Here is a 22,176-nt window from a genome sequence, read left to right on the forward strand (position 1 = left end):
AATAGTTGAACGATTGCTCGCTCATTTATTGAAAGCTGAATAGCTCAATTGACTTGCTAGCGAGATTATTAATCTCATGTTTGAACGATTGCTCGCTCAAGTTTACTCACTCGTTGTTCAGTTTTCAAAGATCAATGTCTTTCGCTCACTACCGCGTTTCCGAAGCAGCGAAATGTAATATACCATATCGTTTTTTACTTTGCAACTCTTTTTTTAAAATCTTTTTTCGAGCTGCTTCCAACCGACATGTCCTGCATGTCTTGCGGCCGGAATGACAATATAACATGTCCGATATCCCAAATGCAAATGTTTTATTTTCCCATTTATGCAACAAAAAACACCTGCTAATAACGCAGGCGCAATGGCACATCTAATCTTGAATTGTATAGCTGTTAACGATCGCAGCAGCGAACGTAACGCGATTGTTTCGGAAGAAGTGGAACAAGATCCGCGCTTCCGATCGTTCCTCATCATAGTTGGGAAAGTTAAAGAAATCGTCATCCGCCCACCCATCGCGCCGCAAGCTTTCGATCGACTCTGCAATAATTCCTGGAATCACCGGTTTCATTATGGTTGACATGATCCTCACTCCTCAGCTTTCTATGTATTGTATTCTCAAGTCCCAGCCCCGTTTAATACTCCATCGTTATAACGGGTGTACCTGCAGTCAACCGCCATTGACCTGTCGTCGATTCCTGATGCAGGGCAAGCTGTAGGTTGACCTTGTGGTTCCCGCTTTGGACGGAGGTCTGGAACTCATCCGTTGCCACTGACCTGCTGATCGTGGAGGAATCACTGTAACCTTCAACGATGCTGCCCTTGAAATCACGAGCGAGTTGCGAGACCAGTTCTTCCGCACCATTGTGCCTAGCCTGTTCCTGTTCTTGTTCATTCACATACCCCTGCACCATCACATTCCACTGGCCTTGAATGCCGAGCCTCTTCAACGCATCCCCGGCTTCCTCCTGCCACTTCAGCCACTCCGCTTGTTCGGCTTCCTCAGATGCATCGAGCCGCAAGACGACGTAGCAGCCGTGCTGACCTTCCGGACTTGCCACGGTTAACGATACCACAGCTCCACCGGTAACCCCGGCTTGTACTTTATAAACCGGATGCCCGTTAGACTCACCCAAAACGTTAACCTGCGCTATATCAAAGGCTCGAGAAAGTTTCAAGCCTGTTGGCAGCAACGACGAGACCTTACCGGAACATGCGCCATAGTACCCTGTGTATTTCAATGTGACTTGCTGCTCAGCTGCCATATAGGGTCTAACGGTGTTTAGAAGCTGAAGGGCTTCTTGCTCGCCGCGGGCATCCGCGTGACGAACCCAACCAAAGATAATCCCAAGAATCGATAAGGCGATAATGGCTTTAACCCAGTTCCTCTGCATATAAAAAGCACCCCGTCACTAGAATCTCCAACTCTAGTAAAAGGATGCCCAAATCTATCGAATACTAAACCCTGCGAGAGTTAAGTCTATTCCAGTTCTTTTTCCCGCCGCAAAATCTCCTCCATAGACGTATTAAGCGCGGCCTGCGGCCCTGGGAAGTGCTTTCGGTAATAAGCCAAATCCATCACGATCAGGAGAACGAGCATTCCCGCGACGGCATACCCAGCCATTTGATTCGGAGGAATGACCATGATTACACAGATGAAAATAATCCAGAGCAGCGCGATAACGGAGATCAAAGTGCTGTATTTTCCGAGATTCCAAGGCCCTAAATGCTTCTCTTGAAATCTTCCTTCGGCTTTGGCCCGCAGCTTAAGATAGATAGGAATGCCGTATGCGACATAGAGACCGACAACGCTAACCGCCGTCAGGAACGCAATCGTCGTGTAGGATGCATCCGGATTGACCGTTTTGATGATGTAATCGATGAACGCGAGGAGGAAGGAGAGGATGATGGCGAGCCAGATCGCATGGGCCGGCGTGCGGTATTTCTTGGAGATCTGCGCCCATTTCGCGCTGAACGGCATCCCACGATCCCGGGAGAAAGCATACATCATGCGGGAGAAAGAGGTGATGGATGCGAGTCCGCAGAACCACATCGCCGCGGTGACCAGCCACAAGATGACGGAACCGAACGTGCCCCCGAGCGCTTCGGAGATGACGTAGATGAATGCGTTGCTCGAATTGGCGGCAGCACCGGCATCCTTGATGGACAGCGTAACGAAAGCCAGCATGATGAATCCGATGACGAACGAATAGGCGACGGATGTGAAAATGCCCCAAGGCGCGCGGACACGCGGATCGATCGTCTCTTCAATCGTATGCGCCGAAGCGTCGTAACCGGTGAATGTCCACTGGGCTTGCAATAGCCCGATCAGGAAGGCCAGCATATACGGTTTATCCGAAAACGTTTCGCCTACTTGGAACAAATAAGCGACCGGGTTCAGGCTGCCTTTGGTGAAGAAGGCAAGAGACAGGACGAGCACCGCCACCACCGCGATATGATACCAGGCGGAGAAATCGTTCAGCTTGGCAACGATCCGAATGCCGATGTGGTTCAGAATGCCATGCGTCAGCAAGATGATGGTGAAGCAGATCAGCACGGTCGTATCGCTCGACGTATAGCCGAATACGCTCGCGATCAACGGATCGGTGAACAGCGCGACGGAGTAATCGATCCCGGCGACAATGCCAATCTGGCCGATGAGGTTGATCCAGGCGGTGTACCAGCCCCAGCGTTTGTTCCGCAGGATCGCGGCCCAGTGGTACAAGGCGCCTGCCGTCGGAATCGCCGAAGCCAGCTCTGCCATCACAGCCGCGACGCACATGACGAAGAAGGCGACGATCGGCCAACCGAAGCCCATCATACCCGGCCCGCCGTACGTAAGCCCGTGGCCATATAAGGAAACGGCCCCGGTCAAGATGGAGATGATCGAGAACGAGATCGCAAAGTTGGAGAACCCGCCCATGCTGCGCAGCAGCTCTTGAGCATAGCCGAACTTGTTCAAATCGCTTTTGTCCTTGTCGTGATGATTGGAAGATACGCTCATCTTTACTCCTCCTCATCCGTAACTTAACGATGAATGCTCACAAGGTCATTTCCCTAAGAAGCTCTCATGCTTGCTTTCGTCGAATTCGCGAATGCTGCGGTTCGCGATGCGCACAATCCATCCTGCGAATAAGCATGTAATCGCGACAATCACGATTCCAATCGCCAGCCCCATATCGTCCACCTCCTTCATCAGAGTCGGAATCGCAAACGCGTGGACCAGGAACGATGTCAAATGTCCAGATGGACGCCGCTGGTTTGCTGCTCCAGCATCTTCTTCACGAGCGTGCCGATATGCGCGCCCGCTTCCAACGGCGAAGTCCCCCCGCGGTGAATGTTGGAGATAACGGAGCGGTCGCTCTCTACCGTGCCTCTGTGCGGCCTGTAACAAATGTAGGCGCTGAGCGATTTGGAGGAAACGAGCCCAGGCCGCTCGCCGATCAGCAGCACCAGCACCTCGGGCTGCAGCATGTCGCCGATATGATCCATGACCGCCACGCGGCCGCCACGAACAAAAAATGGAGTACCTGTGGATAACTCATAAGCGTGCAGCGAGTCGATCAGCGCCGGATATACATCGCTCAGATTGGCGTCCACTGCGTTCGCGCTCAATCCATCGGAGACGATGATTTGCACTTGCGGACGCATCAGACATCTCTGCCGAATGAGGGCCATACCCTCATCCGTGACGATACGCCCCATATCCGGGCGTTTCAAGTAGTTCTCCGTACTCCCGTAACGTGTTTCAACCGTGAACAAGCCGAATTGATCCAGAAGCGCCTGGCTGACTTGACCGTAGATGGAATCAACGGCAGCGGCATGGTCGCGGCGGAACTTCAGCACCTCGCGGGTGAGCGCCCTCGTCCCCGAGCGCCATACGCCAATGCGCGAAGGTGTGCTGGCGAGCAGCTCATGCATCCCCTCCTCCCATTTGGGACTCGGGATATGGGACTCAGGCTCTTCGGCGGCAGGGATCGGAACATCCTCCGCAGAAGGCGGCGGAAGGCGGGACGCGGACAGCTTCTTCTCGAGCTCCGCCATGACCTTATCCACCAGCGCATCGATGGGGAAAGCATCATTCATTGTGTGCGGCCTCCTTCACATAAAAAGGGTCGGGTCTCCAGCCAGCGGCGTTAACCGGCCGTTCTCCATAAGGCCCATCTTCACCAGCCACTGTTCGAACGCCGGCGCCGGCCGCAGCCGCATCAGCTCGCGCAGAGTGGCGATATCGTGATAGCTGGTCGACTGGTAATTGAGCATGCAGTCATCCGCCATCGCCACGCCAATCAAATAATTCACGCCTGCAGCGGACAGCAGCACAGCCAAATTGTCCATATCGTTCTGGTCCGCCTTCATATGGTTGGTGTAGCACACATCCACGCCCATGGGCAGCCCTTGCAGCTTCCCCATGAAGTGGTCCTCCAGACCGGCCCGAATGACCTGCTTGCTGTCATACAAGTACTCGGGTCCGATGAAGCCTACGACCGTGTTCACGATGAACGGCTTATAGCTGCGGGCCAAGCCGTAGCAGCGGGACTCCAGCGTGACCTGGTCGATGCCGTGATGCGCTTCGGCGGACAGTTCGGAGCCTTGGCCCGTCTCGAAATACCACAGGTTCGGCCCGGTGCCGGTGCCTTCCCGCGCGATTAGCTCATCGGCTTCGTCCAGCAAAGCGACATCGATGCCGAACGCCTTATTGCCATCTTCCGTTCCCGCCAAGCTCTGGAACACCAAATCCGCCGGAGCACCCTGGCGAATGGCGCGCATTTGCGTTTTGATATGAGCCAATACGCAGTTCTGCGTCGGGATCTGCCACTTCGCCATCACCTCTTTGGTCATCTGCAGGATGTTCTTCACGCTGTCCGCCGAATCGATGACCGGATTGACGCCAATCACGGCATCGCCGATGCCGTAGCTCAAAGCCTCGTACAAGGCCGCCCGGATGCCGGGAAGACTGTCCGTCGGATGGTTGGGCTGAGCGCGTCCGGCAAGCACGCCCCTCTGGCCGATAGCAATGTTGCAATGTGTCGTGACTTCCATCTTCGAGGCGGCCTGCACCAGATCCAGATTGGTCATCAGTTTGGCGGCTGCGGCAACCATCTCGCTCGTCAGACCTCGGGAAATCCGCCGAATCTCCGCGTCCCCCGTCTCCTGCCGCAGCAAATATTCGCGCAGCTCGGCCACTGACCAGCCCCTCACCTCGGCGTAAATTTGCTCATTCAGGCTCATCTCGATCACCCGCGACACTTCATCGGTTTCCGGCGGCAGCAAGGGATGGTTGCGGATGTCTGCGAGCGTCAACCCGGCAAGCACCTCCTTGGCAGCGATCCGCTCCTTCGCGTCCCGCGCGCCGATGCCGGCAAGCTGGTCGCCGGATTTCTCCTCATTCGCTTTGGCCAGCACTTCCTTCAAATCGCGGAATTGGAAGGTTGTGCCGAGCAGCGTTGTTTTCAAGTTCAAGGGCGTCCGCCCTCCCCTCCTCGCTGGAATGCCAGCGTTTTGACGACGACGGGGATCATAATGCCGGATAAAGGTTCGCCGAGATCGATGTAATCCCCGTGCTCCACACGGACTTGATCGATACAGATCACCTTCGGTCGCTGCCCGCACCGTCTCGCCAAGGATTGGCCGAACGCTTGGGCGATATCCGTTTCACAGATGACGACGATGGCATCACTCTCTGGAAAATGACGGATGTAGCTGGCGTGAAGCAATTCCGCTGCCCGCTGGAGCGATGCGTACGTCAAATGACCCGTCCCCGACATCGCCAGAGCGAACGGGAGCGAGCGCTCCCCCGCGTACAAGCTTGCGCCGGTTACCAATAGCCGTTCTAGCGCCAGAGCAAGCCCGCCATCCGGCTCCAGCAGCCGCGCATCCAACTCCAGCTTGAGCACGGGCAGATTGCGGACCGGCAGCAGCGCTGCATCGGCATGAACGGTGGCGCCGCTGATCTCCGTGCTCTGCATCCCCGCGCCGATGACGGTCGCGCGGACGGTCTGCTCAGCCGCCGCATGGCGGATCGCATATCCGGCGGCGAGCTCCTTCCAGGCTTGCGCCAGCAGCAAGCCGATATCGCCATACCGCGCCGCCTCCGCCATGCTCTCCGGCGGCATCGCCGCCAGCAGCTCGCCGATGCCGCCCGATACCGTCCATTCTTCTATAGAAGGAACGGACAATAACGGCTCGCCGAGCAGCAGGGCGCGCAGCGGCGCCTCCGGCTGGCTGCGCCCGCTTAAATGATCCATCATGCACCGGCACATGGATCGCGCGAGCTCCTTCAGCCGCGGCAGGCCGGGCCTGTCGCCGGGCTGAAGCCGGATCCCGCTCGCCGCCAGCCACGGGCGGAGCGACGGCGAGACCTCGCGCACCGTGCCCTCGGCATCGATGCGGACCAGCCTGCCGCCGACGCGGAAGGTCACCGTGCCTGCGAGCTTGCCGCGCCGGAAAACCGCCGCGTTGGCCGTTCCCCCGCCGATGTCGATGTTGCAGGCAGCGCCGCGCAGCTGCATGGAGCGCCGCTCGGCGCCTGCGCCTTTCCCGGCGAGCAGCCCTTCCAGGTCGCTGCCCGCGGTCGCGACGACGAAATCGCCCGCCCGCTCGGCCAGTTGATGAAGAATATGCTCCGCATTCTTGAGGTTCGCGGTCTCGCCGGTAATGATAACGGCGCCGGACTTCACGGCATCCGGCCGTATGCCCGCCTCCTCGTACGCCGCCGTCACGATGCCCCAGATGCGCTCCGCATCGACTTCGTCACCGCTTATCAGCGGTGTGCTGTAAACGGGACTTGCGTAGAGCAGCTCCCGCTCCGCAATGTCGAAGCGCGGCAAGCTGAGCGCACCGGAGGCGCGGACGATTCGCAGCCGGGAGATGACCAGCTTCGTCGTACTCGTTCCAATGTCCAGACCGACACTCGTCATCCACTGTTCAGCCATGCAACCGTTCACCCGCTGCTCCGGACAAAAGGTTCACACCGTCCCGCAGGATGTCGGCCGCCAGCCTCGCAAGAGGAATTCGTGCCGCCATGCTTGCATCGCGCATACGGGCATAAGCCTCCTCCTCATGGACGCCAAGCTGTCGCATAACGAGGCCTTTCGCTTTCTCGATGACTTTGCGCTCCTCAATCGATTGCTGCAGCAGCCTGATATCGTGCTTCAGCGAGTCCATCTTCTCCTTCTGGCTCAAAGCGATCTCGACCGCCGGCAGCAGATCCTCCTCCGACACCGGCTTCACGAGGAAAGCGGCCACTCCCGCCTCGCGGGCCTCCTTCACCAGCTCTCTCTGGCTGTACGCCGTCAGAAGCAGTACCGAGGTGTCCGCTTGCAGCTTGCGGATGATGTTCGACGCCTTAATCCCGTTCATAACCGGCATTTTGATATCCATAATGGCCAGATCCGGCTTCACACGGGCAATCAATTCAATGGCTTCCTCACCGTTCTTGGCTTCGCCTGCAACGAAATATCCGCCCTCCTCAAGCATTTCGCGAATATCCATACGGATGATCGGGTCGTCATCGACGACCACGATGGCGTTTCTCATGGCGCTTCCTCCTCCTTCTCCCGCTGGCGCGCTGCCGGAAACGTCAGCTGCACGTCGGTCCCGCGCTCATCCGTCATGATGTCAAGGACGCCGCCGAGATTTTCTGCGATGAGGGTTTCCGTGATTTTCAAACCGAGGTGGCCTTTGGCTTTGCCCGCTCCTCCCCCCATCTCCGGACGGAAGCCGACGCCGTCATCCGTCACCCGGACACGAATGAACGTATCCTGCCGCTGCAGCGAAACTTCGATATGTCCGGCGAGCCGCTCCCCGAAGGCATGCAGCACGCAGTTCTGGACCAGCTCGTTCACCACGAGCGCAAGCGTCGTCGCTACATCGGATTGCAGAACCAGTTCATCTCCGGTAATAACCGGGACGATCGTTTGATCCGGTTTGGACGAGGAGGAAATGATGTTTTTGATAATCCGGTCCACCACCTCGTTGAACTGAATCGTTGCCAAGCCGTCGAAAGCCAGCATTTCATGAATGACGGCAATCGAATTAATCCGGTTGATGCTGTCGCGGTACACCCGCTCCACCTCTTCGTGCTTCGTTCTGCGCATCTGCAGCCGGAGCAGGCTGGAGACGGTTTGCAAATTATTTTTGACCCGATGATGAATTTCTTTGATGACCGCCGACTGGATGACGAGCTGCTTCTCCTTCTCCTTCAAGTCCGAAATATCGCGGAGCAAAATAATCCCGCCGACCTCCCGCTGATCCCTATAAATGGACATGACCTTCAAATCAAAGGTCACCTGCCCGATCTGCAGCTCCTGATGAAGGAGACCCGAACGGCCGGACACCGCCAATTTGCCATAAAACAGCGGAACGACCGGAGAACCGGCAGCAGCGTCGGCGTGGCCGATATCCTTCAGCATGTCGAGCGCGCGAGGGTTCGTGTACGTGACCCGTTCCCTGTCGTCGAAGACGATAATCCCTTCATGCATCAGCGACTGCATGCTGCCTTGCGACATCGCTACGTTAAGCAGCGTTTCGCTGAGCCCCTCAGTCGTTGCCATGAGCCGGGTCACATTCTTCTCCTGCTCCAGCTTGTGAGAAATATCTTGCTCCATGATCAAAGCACCAATGACTTGACCCGTTCTGGAGCGGATCGGGACGACATTCTGCTGGATCGCAATCTGCTCCTGAGAGATGCCTCGCGAACCGATGACCGGTTGACCGGACAGCAAGCAGTACATGACGGCAGGTTCATTTTGCACAAACGCATGCTGCCCGACGACGGAGGAGGTGTACAAGGAGGAACCTGTGCAAGGGTGCGCCTGGGCAACGACGAGCGCCGAGCCTGGGTCCGGAAGCGGACAATCAATGAAGACATCCGATTCGGAGACATCGGCAATCAGCGGCAGGTGAACCGCCATCTCCTGGATCGTTCGAGCATCCTCTTCGCTCAAACGCGTATACATTGCGCACATTTCCATAATGGAGGCCATGGGGAATCCCTCTTCATTCATTAAGTTCAGGGCCGGACGATTTGCATAAGTTTATGTTTCAACTCCGAAATGCCTTCATTCGCAGCAGCGGAGGTCAGCACGATTTCGCCTTCCGGCAGCGACTGTCTCAAGAGAGCGATAGCCCGGTCGATATCCGCCAAGGGATGATCGATTTTGGTTACCGCTCCTAAAGTTCGGATAGGAAAGCCCTGTTCGAATCCTGGCGGCAGAAAGCTCCTGTCCCGCGTGGCGTCCTGCACGAGCAGCACGACTGCCGCCTCATGCGAGGTGGCCATCAAGGACCGGTAATACAGCGGGTTCTCGCTGTACTCGCCGGGCGTATCGATGGTCCAATCGCGATATGTAAGGCTTTGCGTCTTGGAGGCCGGATCCCGCTCCCCGAATAAGGCTTTGATGAGGGTGGATTTGCCTGCACCGACACCGCCGATGATCATCACTTTCTTCATGGGCTAAGACCTCGTGACAGGTGCCGCAGCAAACTTCAGCTTCTCCAGCAAAAAAGCGTTCACGGCCGCAATCGCCATCTCCACGGCAGCCACTTCCCCCGTGAGCACGAGCGATCCGGTGAAGCGGTCCAAATAGCCGATGCCCACATCGGCCGCTTTGGTCGCCACATCGGCGGCGATGATTGCCGTTTCGGTCGGCGTCAGCGTGAGGATGCCGATAGCGCTGCGCCCCTCAAGGCCAAGCTTCGCGTACAGAGACGGATCGGGGCTGGCGATCACATGAGCGAGCGTCAGCTGCTTGCCCGGCACATATTCTTGAATGACTCTCATCTTCTGCTCTTCCATGTTTCCTCCTCGGCTTCCTTCGCGACCTCGAAGCTGTCGACAATACCGACGATCATCGCGTCGATGGGCACCATTTTATCCGTGAACAACGTTCGGGCCGGGCTGCCTCTGGATACGATCACATGTTCGCCGACCCCCGCTCCAATGCGATCTGCGGCAACAACAGGCGTACCGGCCCCGGTCCCGTTGAAATCCATCGGTTGAATGACAAGCAGCTTCAGGTTGTCCATACCGGCTTCCTTCTGCGTCGCCCATACGCTGCCGATGACTTTGCCATAGAACATGGACCTCACCCTTCCCCTATGAATTCAACTGCGATGTTCCGCTCTTTCAACATGTCTTGCGCCAGTGCAGAAATGATTGTCCGCTTGCCGACTCTTAACGTGCGAAACGGCCGTGCCGCGAGCTCCCGCGCGAGCCAATCCGCCGAGACCAATCTCCCCTCGCAGATGAGCGGGGCGGTTGCGGGGGCTGACGTTACATGGGGTTCGGGTGCTTCCGGCGCATTGGGTCCAGAAGCTTCGGGTCCAGACATTTCGGATGCAGGCGCTTCGGGCGCCAGGGCCGGGGTTTTGCCGAGCTTGCTTGCCGCTCTTTCGGCGAGCAGCTTCACGGGCGCGAATTCGACGCCGTACATTTGCAGCTCCATCATGTAATAATCCAACAGATTGCGGTAAGGCTTAGGCAGCGTCAATGTTTGCAGCGTGCGCCGGTCAGTCCTCTTCAGCCCTGATATGTCCTCGCCGATGAGGACGAATTTCTGCTGGACAAGCGCGGAGAAAATAATCTCCGAAATCATCGTCCCTTTCAGTCCGAGCGCCGCTCTGGCCGCATTGTCCAGATCAATCTCCGGAATGACGATACCCTCATATTCCATCGGCACTTCGAGCGGGGATGGCGCGAACTCATCGGCGGCAATCGTTCGGCCCCGCCCGCCGCACTCGATCCGGTGCTTGCCCAGCCAGCAGGAGGCTTCGCCGTCCAGGAACAAGCGGTCATGGTCAATGCCGTGAATATTTAAGGTGATAAAATGATCCGTAAACGCCTCATGCGCCGTGCTGTCGTAAAAGAGGTAGAGCACCTTCGGCCTGGGCAGCTCCTGCTTCACAAGCTCGCGAACGATCGCTTCGACCATCTGTTTGATTTCCACCTAGCGCCGCCTCCTCTCGGCATGTGTGCCGGCATCGTTCTCGTCATCGTTTTCGTTATCGCTCCTGCGGATCAAACGAACCATATCGCCCGTGCCAAGCATGGCGGCATTCGCTTCATCCCGGTCGATGTGGAAATCCAACGAAAACTGCGGGCTCACCCGTACCGTCACATCCCCGAAAATAACCGGCCGCTCACCCGCAGCCTGCAGCATAATGGGCTCCCCATGCTGTAGTCCAAGGCGCTGTGCATCCTCCGGAGAGGCATGGACATGATTGCGGGCGACGATTAAGCCTTGGGGAACGACGACCGAGCCGCTCGGCCCTATGAGCGTAATCCCCGGCGTGCCCGCAAGATCGCCCGAAAGCCGCAACGGCGGGTGAACGCCGAGCTCGAAGCCGTCCGTGCGCGAAATTTCCACTTGCGTCGCACCGCGCGAAGGGCCCAGGATGCGTACGTTCGCGATGCAGCCCTTCGGCCCCTGAAGCGTCACCGTTTCGCTGGCGGCGAACTGCCCCTTCTGCGACAGCTCGCGCAGCGGCGTCAGTCTGCGGCCCTTGCCGAACAGCGCCTCGACGTCGCCGGGCGAGAGGTGGGCGTGCCGGTTGGAGACGCCGACCGGGATGAGCACAGGCTCCGCCGCTGAGCACGGATTGGCGGTCGGGCTTGAGGCCGCGCGCTGCAAGACGATTCCCCGCTCCTTCAAGAAATCGGCGGCTGCAGGGGTGAGCATATCCCGATCCGTGATGGGAAACGGATTCGGCAACCCCCGGATCAACTGCGTTCGGAGGTACGTTTCCGTAATGAGCGCCATCGGCTGCTACCCTTCGAGCTTCGGAAGGATGAACTCGATGTCCGAATGCGGACGCGGAATCACGTGCACGGAAACGAGCTCGCCCACCTTCTCCGCTGCGGCAGCCCCGGCATCCGTAGCGGCTTTGACCGCACCGACGTCGCCTCTGACCATTACGGTTACTAGCCCGCCGCCGACATGAACTTTGCCGACCAGCCTCACATTCGCCGCCTTCACCATCGCGTCCGCCGCTTCGATCGAACCTACCAAGCCCTTCGTCTCCACCATACCTAAAGCGGCCAATTCACCTGCCATTGCGATCTCCTCCTTTGATAATTGCGATATTTTATTTCCGCTGCATCTCGGCAAGCACGTTCCTCACGATTTGCGCAACTTCCTCGCGTGTAATGCCAAGCGGATGGGCACTTGCCAAACTTTCCGCCATTTGCCGGGCGAATGGCTCGGCATCGGAGCCGGAACCGGATCCGGGACGGGGAATCGGAGTCTCTCGAACCGGTTCGGCGACGGGCATCTCCTTGATGCCGAAAGCCACACGTTTGATGTTCAGCAAATGCTGCGGCCCGATATTGTCCGAGGTGATGTTGTTGCCTGCGGTTCCGCAGCCCAGCGTCATCGAGGGAAAGATCCCCGTTGTCGCGCCTATGCCGCCGAACGTCGTTCCTGTGTTAACGACAATTCGAGATGCCGGCTTCTCAAGCCCGAACGCTTCGATCACGGACGCTTCTTCCGCGTGGATGCCGAGCGTATGGCCCAGACCGCCAAGGGTAAGCAGCTCGATGCACCTCTGGCACCCTTCCTGCCAGCCGCTGACTGTATATAAGGCAAGGACGGGGCTAAGTTTCTCCATGGAGAACGGATGTTCGGGACCGACGTGAGACTCCTCGGCAATCAACACCTGCGTCTCCTCCGGGATGGTGATGCCGGCCTCAGCTGCGATGACTTGCGGCGACCGGCCGACGATCCGCGGGTTCATGCCTTTCCCCACGGTGAGGATCGCCGCTACGTTGGCTTTCTCCTGTACGTTCAGGAAGTAAGCGCCTTGCCGCTGCAATTGTTCGATGAGCGCCGGTTTGACCGATTCATCGACAACCAAAGCCTGTTCGGAGGCACAGATCGTACCGTAGTCGAACGTTTTGCTCTGCAGAATGAGGCGTACCGCCCGCTCGATCTGCGCGCTCCGGTGAATATACACCGGTACATTGCCGGGGCCTACCCCATATGCGGGTTTGCCGGAGCTGTAGGCGGCCTTCACCATGGCCGTTCCGCCCGTAGCCAGGATGAGATCCGTCAGCTTGTGCCGCATCAGCTCCCCGCTCGCCTCCAGGGTCGGCTGCGAGAGGCAGTGAATGAGCCCCGGCGGAGCGCCCGCGCTCTCGGCCGCAGCCCGCATGACGGCCGCCGACTCCTGTGAGCAGCGAAGCGCCGACGGGTGCGGGGAGATGACGATCGCGTTGCGCGCCTTCAGCGCGATCATGCATTTGAATAGAACCGTCGAGGTCGGGTTCGTCGATGGGATGATCGCCGCTATGGTACCTACGGGCTGCGCGATGTCCCATACCTGTCTGGCTTCATCCTTGCGGATAATGCCGACCGTTTGCATGTCCTTCATCGCGGAGTAGACCTCCTTCGCGACGAACAAATTTTTCGCCTTCTTGTCGGCTGCCTTCCCGAAGCCCGTCTCCTGCACGGCCAGCGCGCCCAGCCGCTCCGCCTCTTGTTCAGCCGCATGGGCCATAGCCGCCACGATGGCGTCTATCTGCGGCTGGGACATGGTTTCCAGGAGCTTCTGCGCTGCTCTCGCCTCCTGCAAGCAATTGCGCACCTCCTGGATCGCCTGCAAATCGCTGTCCAGCTTCATGTCGCCGGCTCGCCTCCTTCACCCTCCAGCTCCGTGAAGAGCCGGATCAGCTCCGCTTTGCTGACCAGCTGGAGGTCCCGCCCCGTAAGCGGGAACTTCGGTGTGCTGTGAGCCAGCTCGCGAAGCTGGGCTACGCTCATTTTGCTCCAACGCGCTGCGGGCAGCTCCTGCTTCGCTGCGGTCGGCGCTGGTTTCGGTGCCGGCGCTTGGGAGACCGCCTCCGCTCCCTGCAGCATCGTATAGACGGAGGGGTCCGGGCGCGGGATGACCTGCGTGCCGAGCAGCCTGCCTACCCTCGCCGCCTCCGCCGCTCCGGCATCGACAGCCGCCTTGACCGCAGCCACGTCGCCCCATATATAAACCGTGACAATGCCGGCGTCCGCCTTCTCGTATGCCGCCACCTTGACATCCGCCGTTTTCGCTGCGGCGTCCGCCGCCGCAATCAGAGCCGGTAAGCCATGCGTTTCAATCATGCCTAAGGACATCCGCTGTTGATCCATTATGCCAAGCACCTGCCTTCTAATAGCCTATTCGCTTCGGGTCGCGCGCGATGCCCCGCACGGCATCCGCGAACGCCTCCGCCGCCGCCGTGCACGCCGACTGGCTGCCCGTCAGCAAGCCTCCCGCGAAATTCGTCTCTGTCGGCGGACCGAAGAATTTGCACATGCGCACATCCGCAGCTTTGAGTGCCGCATCGAGACCGTACACCGCCTCCAGTGGCGGCGCGATCAAGTAGGCCAGCGGCTCGCCCTCGGCAATGTCCGCTTCCTTGGAGAGGTACGCGCCTGTTCGGGAGACCACATGCGCATAGTACGCGTGCGAGCCCTCCTCATTAAGGGCGTAGAAGCAGGCTCCGGCCTCCATCACTTGGATGGCGGCGTCCAGCCCGCTGCGCACCTCGTCCGGCGATGCGCCGCTGATGATGCCGATGAACTCGCCGGACAGCGGACCGGACGCATGACCCGCTCCCGCGTAGAACGAGCGGGCATACACCACTTCGACGGCCGCCTTCTTCGTCGCTTCGTCGATTGCCGTGTAGCCGACATCGTCGATGGTTGAGGTTAGGAGACCGAGGCTGCGGATGCCCGGCCTTAACGACAGCTGCTGCGCCAGTCCGGCGTCGGCGTTCGGGATGATGCGGACGGCGAGCGGTACGGCGCGTATCGGTTTTTGATTGTGGTTCACATGGCTCACATCCCTCACCTCATCGCCTCGATGCTGATAGCAAAAAAGCGCCCCGGTACGGAGAACGGCTCGACGTTCTAAGACCTGAGGCACCTTTGCCTGTTGTATGCTTTTGTTAATGGATATGCTGTGCGAAGGGTGGATATGCCTCCTTATACGGCCGGCAGCAGCTTGTTCAAAGGGGGCGGTGCTCCTCAGACAAATCTAACGGACTCAGCGGCCGTTAATCTGGCAAAAAGCATCACGATGTGCCGCTAACGGACACCAGCGTCCTTATTTGCTGATTTCGTAGGGAAATCAGGTTCAACTAGAGCGATTAACTGCACGGGTGTCCGTTAGATAATCGATGAGCCCATTTTTCTTCGAATAGAGGCTTCTCTGTCCGTTAGCGAGGCTATAAGGCACGCTCCATCCAGATTCTTCATCCGTTCCGTAGCCATCGCTGATCCGCCCCAAAAAAAAAATAAGGGGCAAGCCCGTTCGCTCGCCCCTTACCCAGAGAGGAGCGCAGCCTCCCTCCCTTATGTAATTATTAAGCCCCTACGTCCGTCTGGCCTTTTCTTCGCACCGCACTGATGATCATCGTGCCTACGAACACTGCGATCAGCAGCGAGAAGAAGACCGCATGCGAGATGTGCACGCCAAATGCGCCAAGAATCATTTTGAGTCCAATAATAATGATCAAAACGAAAGCGGCCTTCTCCAGCTCCGGGAACTTCTCGATCAGCCGCAGGAATACTTGCGCCACTCCACGCATCATCAGTACGCCCAATATACCTCCCAGGAATAAGACCCATACCTTGTCGCTCACCCCGAACGCAGCCAGGACGCTGTCCACGCTGAAGGCAATATCCATCAACTCAACAGCCAGCACCGTTCTCCAGAACGAGAAAGCTTTGCCCTCGACCTGCTCATCTTCCTCTTCTTTCTTAAGAAAGAGGTTGCTGATAGCGATCCATAGCAAGTACAGGCCGCCGAGAACTTTGATCCACGTAATTTGGACCAGGAACGTCCCCACGCCAATCGCCAGAAAGCGGAACACATAAGCCCCAATCAGCCCATAAAAGAGAGCTTTCTTCTGCTGCTCTTTCGGCAGATGCCTCACCATCACCGCCAGCACGAGCGCGTTGTCCGCAGACAATAGTCCTTCCAGCACAACCAAGGTGCCGATGATCCCCCAGCTGACTGGGTCGGTAATGGTCGTTTTCAGAACATCCCAACTGAAGAAATTCGTAAAATTTTGAATAAAGCTAGCCAAAAAATCCAACATTGCTTTGCCGATCTCCTTTCATTCGTCCATCAATGATTTGCTGCCTGCCACCCAACGTAGTCCCCGGTTATAGGCTTATCGAGCTCCCGGTGCCCGGAATCATATTGTCACCGTTCCGAACATGGCGACCGCACACATCGGAAACCGGCTGCTATGCTCGTCCATTTTCATGATAATGGGATTGAGCGTTAGGTGGCGGCGACGGTGCTAATCCCCTCACCGCATCCACACCGGAATTGCCAAACAGTGCTCCGAGCCGCCGGAGAAACCTGCAGCTGCCACGTTAAACTTCCACTCGCCATTATATCTGTATAATTCTCTGACGACAATGGTGGTTTCGACCGAGAATTGCTTTCCGATTTTGTTGCCGGCAGCCGGTTAGTCAAGCCAGACTTGACGAGCCGACAGATTCTATTCGAAATTTCATATACATTTCCCGCTAAAATCAGTGAATCCATTATCAGGAGGGGAAGAAACCTGCCGAATATACAAAAAAAGGTGACCCTCCGGTCACCCTAACTCTTTTTAACGCTCTAATCCCTCCCTACAGTTCCACCCGGAACTCATCCCGCAGCCCCGCCTGTTGGTCGCAAACAAGCTCCCCTTGCACATACACCCGCAACCGTTTCCCCGTCCCCGTCCGGCTAACCTCCAGATCGAAGGCCGTTCCGAACGCCCTCACGTCCCGCAAAGCAGCCTCCTGCCAGCTCGAGGGCAGCTGCGGGTTGCACGTGAAGCTCCGGAAGCCTGTCGGCCTGATGCCGAACAGGCCCTCCGTAAAGACGCGGGCGAAGAGCCCGCTCTCCGCCGACAGCTGGCGCTGATTCCCCTCCGGGTACGCCTCTACGAAATAAGGCACATGCTCCCCGAGCAGCCGTTGGCGTGTGATAGCGGTCAAATGCTGCAAAGCCAAGTCCGGCTCCCCCGCAGCAAAAACACCGCGAAGCGCATACAGCGTCGCCCGGTCCCAGAACGTCGTATCGCCCGCTTGGGTACATAGCCCGTTCTCCGTCCACAACCTTGGCGAGAAGAGTGCCTGCAAGGTCCCCTCCTTCCGCTCGAACAAGCCCATCACCAAAGGCACGCAGATCCATGACCGCAGAATATCGTTGCCCTCATAATAGCGATAGGTTGCATAACCCTCGACATCCGCTGCAAAATACCTCTCAATCGCTCCCCGAAGCTCAGCCGCTTCCTCCAAGTAGTATTTCTCAACCGTCAACGTATGTTTCCCCATTGCCTTGGCGAGCATGGCCGTGCTGCGCAAAGCGTCATACACCAAGCAAGAGGTAAACAGGTTCGCCTCCCCGGAAGGAAAACGGTTCTCCAACTCATCCGAATCGCTGCGGATCACGCCGTGCTCGTTCTTCTGCCGTCTACAATATTCAAGCGACCAGACGATGCCCGGCCACAGCTTCTCTGCAACTTGCGGATCGCCATTCGCCATACAAAACCTGGCCGCCCCATAAGCATACATCGCCGCATCCCCGCGATCGCCTGCTCCGTTCCAATAATCGGTCCCTTCGGCGATGAGGCTGGAAACCAGCGGCTTGCTGAATAACGGGCCCATGTGGTTCATATACAAGGAGTAGCCGTTAATGCTTTGTTCGATCCCTGCCTCATACCCTAGAAAAGGAAAGAACGGATTGATATACTCGCACTGGTCATTGGTCCATAATGCCGCATAATAGTCACCACCGCCGGGTCCATGCATCAAGCCGTTGCGGGTTAGGAAAATACTTTCGCTGCCGCGCAGTTTCGCGTAGTTGAATGCAGCGTTCAATGTACGATCCGGTGTTTCCAGCCGAAGGGCGCCGAACCATTGCTCAACCAAATCGAGCCGCTTCCGCTCTTCCGCATGCGCATTCACAACAAGAACCCGGTTCAGCGGGGCCGCACTAAATAGGCAGTAATACGTGTGGCTCTCTCCCGGTTCCATACTCCGATAATTATAGCAGGCGTTATTGGACACATACTCGCTGTCCGAGTTGGCCAAATTCGCTCTAAGCTCGTACGAGCCTGCCACGCCCGCCGCCGGATCTGTCACATGCAGGTACGCCGGTACGTTCACTTCGACCTCCAAAATTTTGGCCGCACAGTTGCGTACCGTCACTTTCTCGATCACCGCCGCCTCGTCTACGGCCGGCATCAGTTTTCGCACGATTTCGAGCCCCTGCTTGGTTATACTCGTAATTTCGAGAAATCCCCGAATTCTGATCAGACGCGGATACTCACTCTCAACCGGCTGCCCGTCGACCTTTATGACGGCTGAAGCCTCCAAGCCGAAATTATGCGATAAGCTCCCCCTCGTATCATTAGGAATGGTGCGCAAACCCGGAAAAACCGCATGCCGGTTCAGCTTCAGCTCACCACTGTCGCCCACACCATAACTGACGATGACCGAAACCTGAAATCCGCTCATCTCTATATGATCGTAATGAGGAAGACGCTTATCCTGCGAGATGTCCCACACGATGCTGCCATCCTCGTCCAACACATGCCGTAAGGCGTCCCCATCGCCCGTCTTGCCGCCCGTATCGCACCAGTCGGGGAAAACGCGCGGGCGCTGCTCTTTTGCACGCATAGTTGACCTCCTATCGCCATATCTTTTCATATGTCATGTCCTATTGTATTTAAAGTAACCTCACTTCATGATCGGAAAAATTGTCCGCGCCTCCCCGGTTAGTTAATAACCTCAACGTTAGCTAGTAACATTCGGCACACATACTAAAAGCATTTTCACTACTTACAATGGATTGGAAACTTCGATAAAATATAACTGTCATCACGAACTACTCTTCACAGCATTAGGTTCTACTAAATTTAAGAGGAATGTGGGAGGATGAACCATGAAATACTCATACTTAGGCAAATCGGGCTTGAAGGTCAGTCAGTTATGTTTGGGAACGATGAACTTCGGACCGGAAACTGAGGAGAAAGAAGCTTTTCGTATTATGGATGCCGCCCTGGATGCTGGAATTAATTTCTTCGATACGGCTAACGTGTATGGCGGTGTTGAGAGAAGAGGATGGACGGAAGAGATCATCGGACGCTGGTTCAAACAAGGCGGAGGCCGCAGGGAGAAAGTCATCCTGGCTACCAAAGCCTACGGGGACATGAACGATCCCCATGATGGACCTAATGCCGAGCGGGGATTATCCGCTTACAAAATCAGACGTCATCTGGAAGGCTCGCTCAGAAGATTGCAGACAGACCACATAGAGCTATATCAAATGCATCATATTGACCGCAATGTCACTTGGGAAGAGCTGTGGGGCGTCTTCGAATCCGCGGTCAACCAAGGGACCGTCGACTATATCGGCTCCTCCAACTTCGCCGGATGGCATATTGCGGTCGCGCAAGCAGAGGCCAAGGCCCGCCATTTCTTAGGCTTAGTATCGGAGCAGCATAAATACAGCCTGCTGGACAGACTTCCTGAGCTGGAGGTCCTCCCTGCTTCCGAGAAGCTGGGCCTCGGCGTTATCCCGTGGAGCCCTCTCGCGGGCGGATTGCTCGGCCGCAATGCCTTGACCGGTACAGGCGCACGCAGCGCACGCTCGGCCGAGCGGGTCGCGAAGCACCGCCCTCAACTCGAGCAGTTCTCGGCGCTGTGCAAAGAGATCGGCGAGCCGGAAGACGTCGTCGCCTTGGCTTGGGTCCTCTCGCATTCCGCGGTTACTGCGCCGATTATCGGACCGCGTACGTTCGAGCAGCTTCAGGATTCGCTGCGCGTACCGGAAGTAACCCTGAGCGAGGATGTGCTCAAGAAGCTGGACGAAATCTTCCCAGGCCCTGGCAAACCGGCGCCGGAAGCATACGCCTGGTAATGAAAAAGGCCGTCCCCAAGGTCCTGTTAGGACCTGAGGGGATGGCCTTTTCTTCTGGGGGAGTGCTCGCCCTGACAACCTTACGGACACAACAGCCGTTATATGCGCAATGCGCTCCGCGCTTCGATTCTAACGGACACAGCAGACCCTATTTAGCCCATTTCGGAGCAAAATCCACCCAAAATGAGCAAATAGGTGCGCTGGTGTCCGTTACATATTTCAAATGGCCCTTTTTCAACGAATAAGGGCTGCTGTGTCCGATAGCGAGACCCGGAACCGGCTCCCTCCTCGCAGCAGTGACGCAATCGCAGAAGAAAAGGCGGCTCATCCCCTAAAGGATCAGCCGCCTTTTCTTTCATGCTTGCTCCATCAATTTATACTGAGGCTCCCAGCCCAGTAATCGTTTCGCCTTCGCATTGGAAATCAGCGATGTTCTCCCCTCCAGCGGGGAGCGAATATCTTGGACGCCAGGCAGGTATTTCTCGACGAGCTCCCGAGTCATCCGGTTCGACGAGCTGTCATCCGCCGCAATAATGAGCGCCTCTGCGCCAAGCCCGTCCGCTTCAATCGCCTTGTGGCAAGCGGAGGCGACATCCCTCGCATCAATGTAAGACCACAGAATACGCAGACGAGCGTCCGTATCGTCGAAATTGGCCTTGATCTGTGCATAGCTCTCCGGCACAAGAATATTGCCGAGGCGGAAGCTCACCACCTGCATGCCGGTGCGCCGGTTGAACGCCTGTGCCGTCACTTCGTTCACGACTTTGGATAAGCCATAGCTGTCTTCCGGCAGCTGCGGATGATCCTCATCGATCGGAAGATACTGAGGCTCGAAAAACTCGCTGGCAAAACAAATCCCGTAAGACGACTCACTCGATGCAATAACGACTTTCCCGATGCCCAAGTTCGCTGCAGCCTCCAGCACATTGTATGTGCTCATCACATTATTGCGGAAGCACACATCGTTCGTATGCGTGTAGGCCTGCGGAATCGCGGCAAAATGCACAATCCCCGCCACCTCTTTCCGATTCCCTGTGCTATATGGCGACAGCGCGTTGATAACTTGTCCCAAATCGTTAAGATCCGTAATAATCGTCCGGCAGACCGGTTCCGCCGGTGCTTTCACATCCAGATTAATGACATCGTAGCCATGATCCACAAAATGCTTCAGAATCCACTGACCCGCTTTCCCGCTGCCGCCAGTGATAATGATCCGTTTTTTATCCATTGATCTATAATCCTCCCTTAGCTGTCTCTGCCTCTAACCTCTGTAGAAATCCCGAATCCAACGATGCGGCTTCAGCTTCTCCAGCTGTTCCTTAGTCAGCCCTTGCCCGTCGCCAACCCGCATATTCGCTTCCACATTGCGGACCGAGCGCATGCCCGGAATAACGGTCGACACAGCAGGATGGCTCAGCACATACCGCAGAGCGATTTCCGGCATTTGTTCCACGGATGCTTCCAGATCGGATGCGATCTGCTGTACGCGGTCATAGACCTGCTGTTTGCGGTCGCCCCGGAAATAACCGTTGCGGAAGTCACCTTCGCTGAAAGTCGTATCCGGTGTAATGCGTCCCGTTAAGCCGCCTTCATCCAGCGCAACCCTGACGATGACGCCGACATTGTGTGCCGCACAGGCAGGAAGCAGCTGATCCTCCGGACTTTGCTCGAAAATGTTATAGATCACCTGCACCGTATCAATCAGCCCCGTTTCAATCAGCTTCAAGGCATTGTTCGGCTGATGATCGTTGATCGAAATGCCGAAATGGCGGATTTTGCCTTGCTCCTTCAGCTTGCGGACACCTTCCAGCCAGTCGCCCTGTCCCACCCATTCGTCGGACCAGACGTGGAACTGCTGCACATCGATCGTGTCCAGACCGAGGTTGCGCAGGCTTTGCTCCGTACTGGCTATGACATGCTCCGCTGTAAATGCCTCTTCCACCGGCACTCCGTCCCGGGCGGGCCACTGTCTGTTCTTCGGCGGGATTTTGGTCGCCACATAAATCGGTTGATCGTGAGCTTTCACCACTTGTCCAACCAGCCTCTCGCTATGGCCATCCCCGTAACCCAAAGCCGTATCAATAAAGTTCAGTCCCAACTCGATGGAACGGTTCAGTGCAGCGATCGACTCATCGTCGGACGCCCCGATCCAGGACGTTTTGCCAATCCCCCATGCTCCGTAACCGATTTCCGATATCTTTAACCCTGTTCTGCCAAGAGTTCTATAGTTCATTGTGAGCCCTCCATCCATGCACGGATTTGCTTTCATTGCTATTA

The 22,176-nt window shown here is 57.0% G+C and carries 23 protein-coding genes and 1 pseudogene; 1 reads left to right on the forward strand and 23 read right to left on the reverse strand.

Annotated elements, in window-relative coordinates:
• Positions 1-370: 370 nt before the first annotated feature.
• The 21 genes and pseudogenes from J2X61_RS29830 to J2X61_RS29925 form a co-directional block, all read right to left on the reverse strand.
• Positions 371-580 carry a hypothetical protein gene (locus J2X61_RS29830; RefSeq protein WP_274472677.1) on the reverse strand — a complete coding sequence of 70 codons (210 nt, stop codon included), beginning with the start codon at positions 578-580 and terminating at the stop codon, positions 371-373.
• Between the two features lie 52 nt (positions 581-632).
• On the reverse strand, positions 633-1,391 hold the full coding sequence (locus tag J2X61_RS29835) for a YwmB family TATA-box binding protein (protein ID WP_274472676.1): 759 nt from the start codon (positions 1,389-1,391) through the stop codon (positions 633-635).
• A gap of 86 nt (positions 1,392-1,477) precedes the next feature.
• Positions 1,478-3,001: an amino acid permease gene (locus tag J2X61_RS29840; RefSeq protein WP_310193295.1), complete on the reverse strand. Its 1,524-nt coding sequence runs from the start codon at positions 2,999-3,001 to the stop codon at positions 1,478-1,480.
• A 45-nt stretch (positions 3,002-3,046) separates the two neighbouring features.
• Positions 3,047-3,175 carry a hypothetical protein gene (locus tag J2X61_RS29845; protein ID WP_274472674.1) on the reverse strand — a complete coding sequence of 43 codons (129 nt, stop codon included), beginning with the start codon at positions 3,173-3,175 and terminating at the stop codon, positions 3,047-3,049.
• Positions 3,176-3,231: 56 nt separating this feature from the next.
• Positions 3,232-4,083, reverse strand: coding sequence for an ethanolamine ammonia-lyase subunit EutC (eutC, locus tag J2X61_RS29850; protein WP_310193298.1), 852 nt, complete (start codon positions 4,081-4,083; stop codon positions 3,232-3,234).
• 15 nt (positions 4,084-4,098) lie between these two features.
• Complete coding sequence (locus tag J2X61_RS29855; protein WP_310193302.1) at positions 4,099-5,460, reverse strand: ethanolamine ammonia-lyase subunit EutB; 1,362 nt, start codon at positions 5,458-5,460, stop codon at positions 4,099-4,101.
• Positions 5,457-6,932 (reverse strand): ethanolamine ammonia-lyase reactivating factor EutA, encoded by a 1,476-nt coding sequence (locus J2X61_RS29860; RefSeq protein WP_310193305.1) that lies wholly within the window; start codon positions 6,930-6,932, stop codon positions 5,457-5,459. Before J2X61_RS29860 ends, J2X61_RS29855 begins: the two co-directional genes overlap by 4 nt.
• Positions 6,925-7,536, reverse strand: a complete 612-nt coding sequence (locus J2X61_RS29865) for an ANTAR domain-containing response regulator (RefSeq protein WP_310193308.1) — start codon at positions 7,534-7,536, stop codon at positions 6,925-6,927. Before J2X61_RS29865 ends, J2X61_RS29860 begins: the two co-directional genes overlap by 8 nt.
• Complete coding sequence (locus J2X61_RS29870) at positions 7,533-8,957, reverse strand: sensor histidine kinase (protein ID WP_310193310.1); 1,425 nt, start codon at positions 8,955-8,957, stop codon at positions 7,533-7,535. Before J2X61_RS29870 ends, J2X61_RS29865 begins: the two co-directional genes overlap by 4 nt.
• A 53-nt stretch (positions 8,958-9,010) precedes the next feature.
• Positions 9,011-9,451: a EutP/PduV family microcompartment system protein gene (locus J2X61_RS29875; RefSeq protein ID WP_310193313.1), complete on the reverse strand. Its 441-nt coding sequence runs from the start codon at positions 9,449-9,451 to the stop codon at positions 9,011-9,013.
• A 3-nt stretch (positions 9,452-9,454) separates the two neighbouring features.
• A complete protein-coding gene (locus tag J2X61_RS29880; protein ID WP_310193315.1) occupies positions 9,455-9,796 on the reverse strand; it encodes a BMC domain-containing protein in 342 nt (113 codons plus the stop codon).
• Positions 9,778-10,080 carry a EutN/CcmL family microcompartment protein gene (locus J2X61_RS29885; RefSeq protein WP_310193318.1) on the reverse strand — a complete coding sequence of 101 codons (303 nt, stop codon included), beginning with the start codon at positions 10,078-10,080 and terminating at the stop codon, positions 9,778-9,780. Before J2X61_RS29885 ends, J2X61_RS29880 begins: the two co-directional genes overlap by 19 nt.
• Positions 10,081-10,085: 5 nt before the next feature.
• Positions 10,086-10,946, reverse strand: a complete 861-nt coding sequence (locus J2X61_RS29890; RefSeq protein ID WP_310193321.1) for a hypothetical protein — start codon at positions 10,944-10,946, stop codon at positions 10,086-10,088.
• Positions 10,947-11,759: a phosphate propanoyltransferase gene (gene pduL, locus J2X61_RS29895; protein WP_310193323.1), complete on the reverse strand. Its 813-nt coding sequence runs from the start codon at positions 11,757-11,759 to the stop codon at positions 10,947-10,949.
• Between the two features lie 6 nt (positions 11,760-11,765).
• Positions 11,766-12,053: a BMC domain-containing protein gene (locus tag J2X61_RS29900; protein ID WP_274472663.1), complete on the reverse strand. Its 288-nt coding sequence runs from the start codon at positions 12,051-12,053 to the stop codon at positions 11,766-11,768.
• A gap of 31 nt (positions 12,054-12,084) precedes the next feature.
• Positions 12,085-13,617: an acetaldehyde dehydrogenase (acetylating) gene (locus J2X61_RS29905; RefSeq protein ID WP_274472662.1), complete on the reverse strand. Its 1,533-nt coding sequence runs from the start codon at positions 13,615-13,617 to the stop codon at positions 12,085-12,087.
• Positions 13,614-14,117, reverse strand: a complete 504-nt coding sequence (locus tag J2X61_RS29910) for a BMC domain-containing protein (RefSeq protein ID WP_274472661.1) — start codon at positions 14,115-14,117, stop codon at positions 13,614-13,616. The genes J2X61_RS29905 and J2X61_RS29910 overlap by 4 nt, the downstream gene beginning before the upstream one ends.
• A gap of 19 nt (positions 14,118-14,136) precedes the next feature.
• A complete protein-coding gene (gene eutL, locus J2X61_RS29915) occupies positions 14,137-14,802 on the reverse strand; it encodes an ethanolamine utilization microcompartment protein EutL (protein WP_310193528.1) in 666 nt (221 codons plus the stop codon).
• Positions 14,803-15,334: 532 nt separating this feature from the next.
• A complete protein-coding gene (locus J2X61_RS29920) occupies positions 15,335-16,072 on the reverse strand; it encodes a TerC family protein (protein WP_274472659.1) in 738 nt (245 codons plus the stop codon).
• 216 nt (positions 16,073-16,288) lie between these two features.
• A pseudogene (locus tag J2X61_RS36510) lies at positions 16,289-16,432 on the reverse strand (TerD family protein); the annotation flags it as partial.
• Positions 16,433-16,616: 184 nt separating this feature from the next.
• Positions 16,617-18,656: a glucosidase family protein gene (locus J2X61_RS29925; RefSeq protein WP_310193328.1), complete on the reverse strand. Its 2,040-nt coding sequence runs from the start codon at positions 18,654-18,656 to the stop codon at positions 16,617-16,619.
• A gap of 265 nt (positions 18,657-18,921) precedes the next feature.
• Here J2X61_RS29925 and J2X61_RS29930 point away from each other — a divergent pair, with 265 nt between their 5' ends.
• The gene (locus J2X61_RS29930; protein WP_274472657.1) at positions 18,922-19,899 is read left to right on the forward strand and encodes an aldo/keto reductase; all 978 of its coding nucleotides are present in this window, start codon (positions 18,922-18,924) and stop codon (positions 19,897-19,899) included.
• Positions 19,900-20,254: 355 nt separating this feature from the next.
• Here the strand turns inward: J2X61_RS29930 and J2X61_RS29935 are convergent, their stop codons facing one another.
• Positions 20,255-21,127: an NAD-dependent epimerase/dehydratase family protein gene (locus J2X61_RS29935; RefSeq protein WP_310193330.1), complete on the reverse strand. Its 873-nt coding sequence runs from the start codon at positions 21,125-21,127 to the stop codon at positions 20,255-20,257.
• Between the two features lie 33 nt (positions 21,128-21,160).
• Positions 21,161-22,132 (reverse strand): aldo/keto reductase, encoded by a 972-nt coding sequence (locus J2X61_RS29940; RefSeq protein ID WP_310193333.1) that lies wholly within the window; start codon positions 22,130-22,132, stop codon positions 21,161-21,163.
• Positions 22,133-22,176 lie beyond the last annotated feature (44 nt).

This window comes from Bacillus sp. 3255 (assembly GCF_031456485.1).
Taxonomy (GTDB): Bacteria; Bacillota; Bacilli; order Paenibacillales; family NBRC-103111; genus Paenibacillus_E.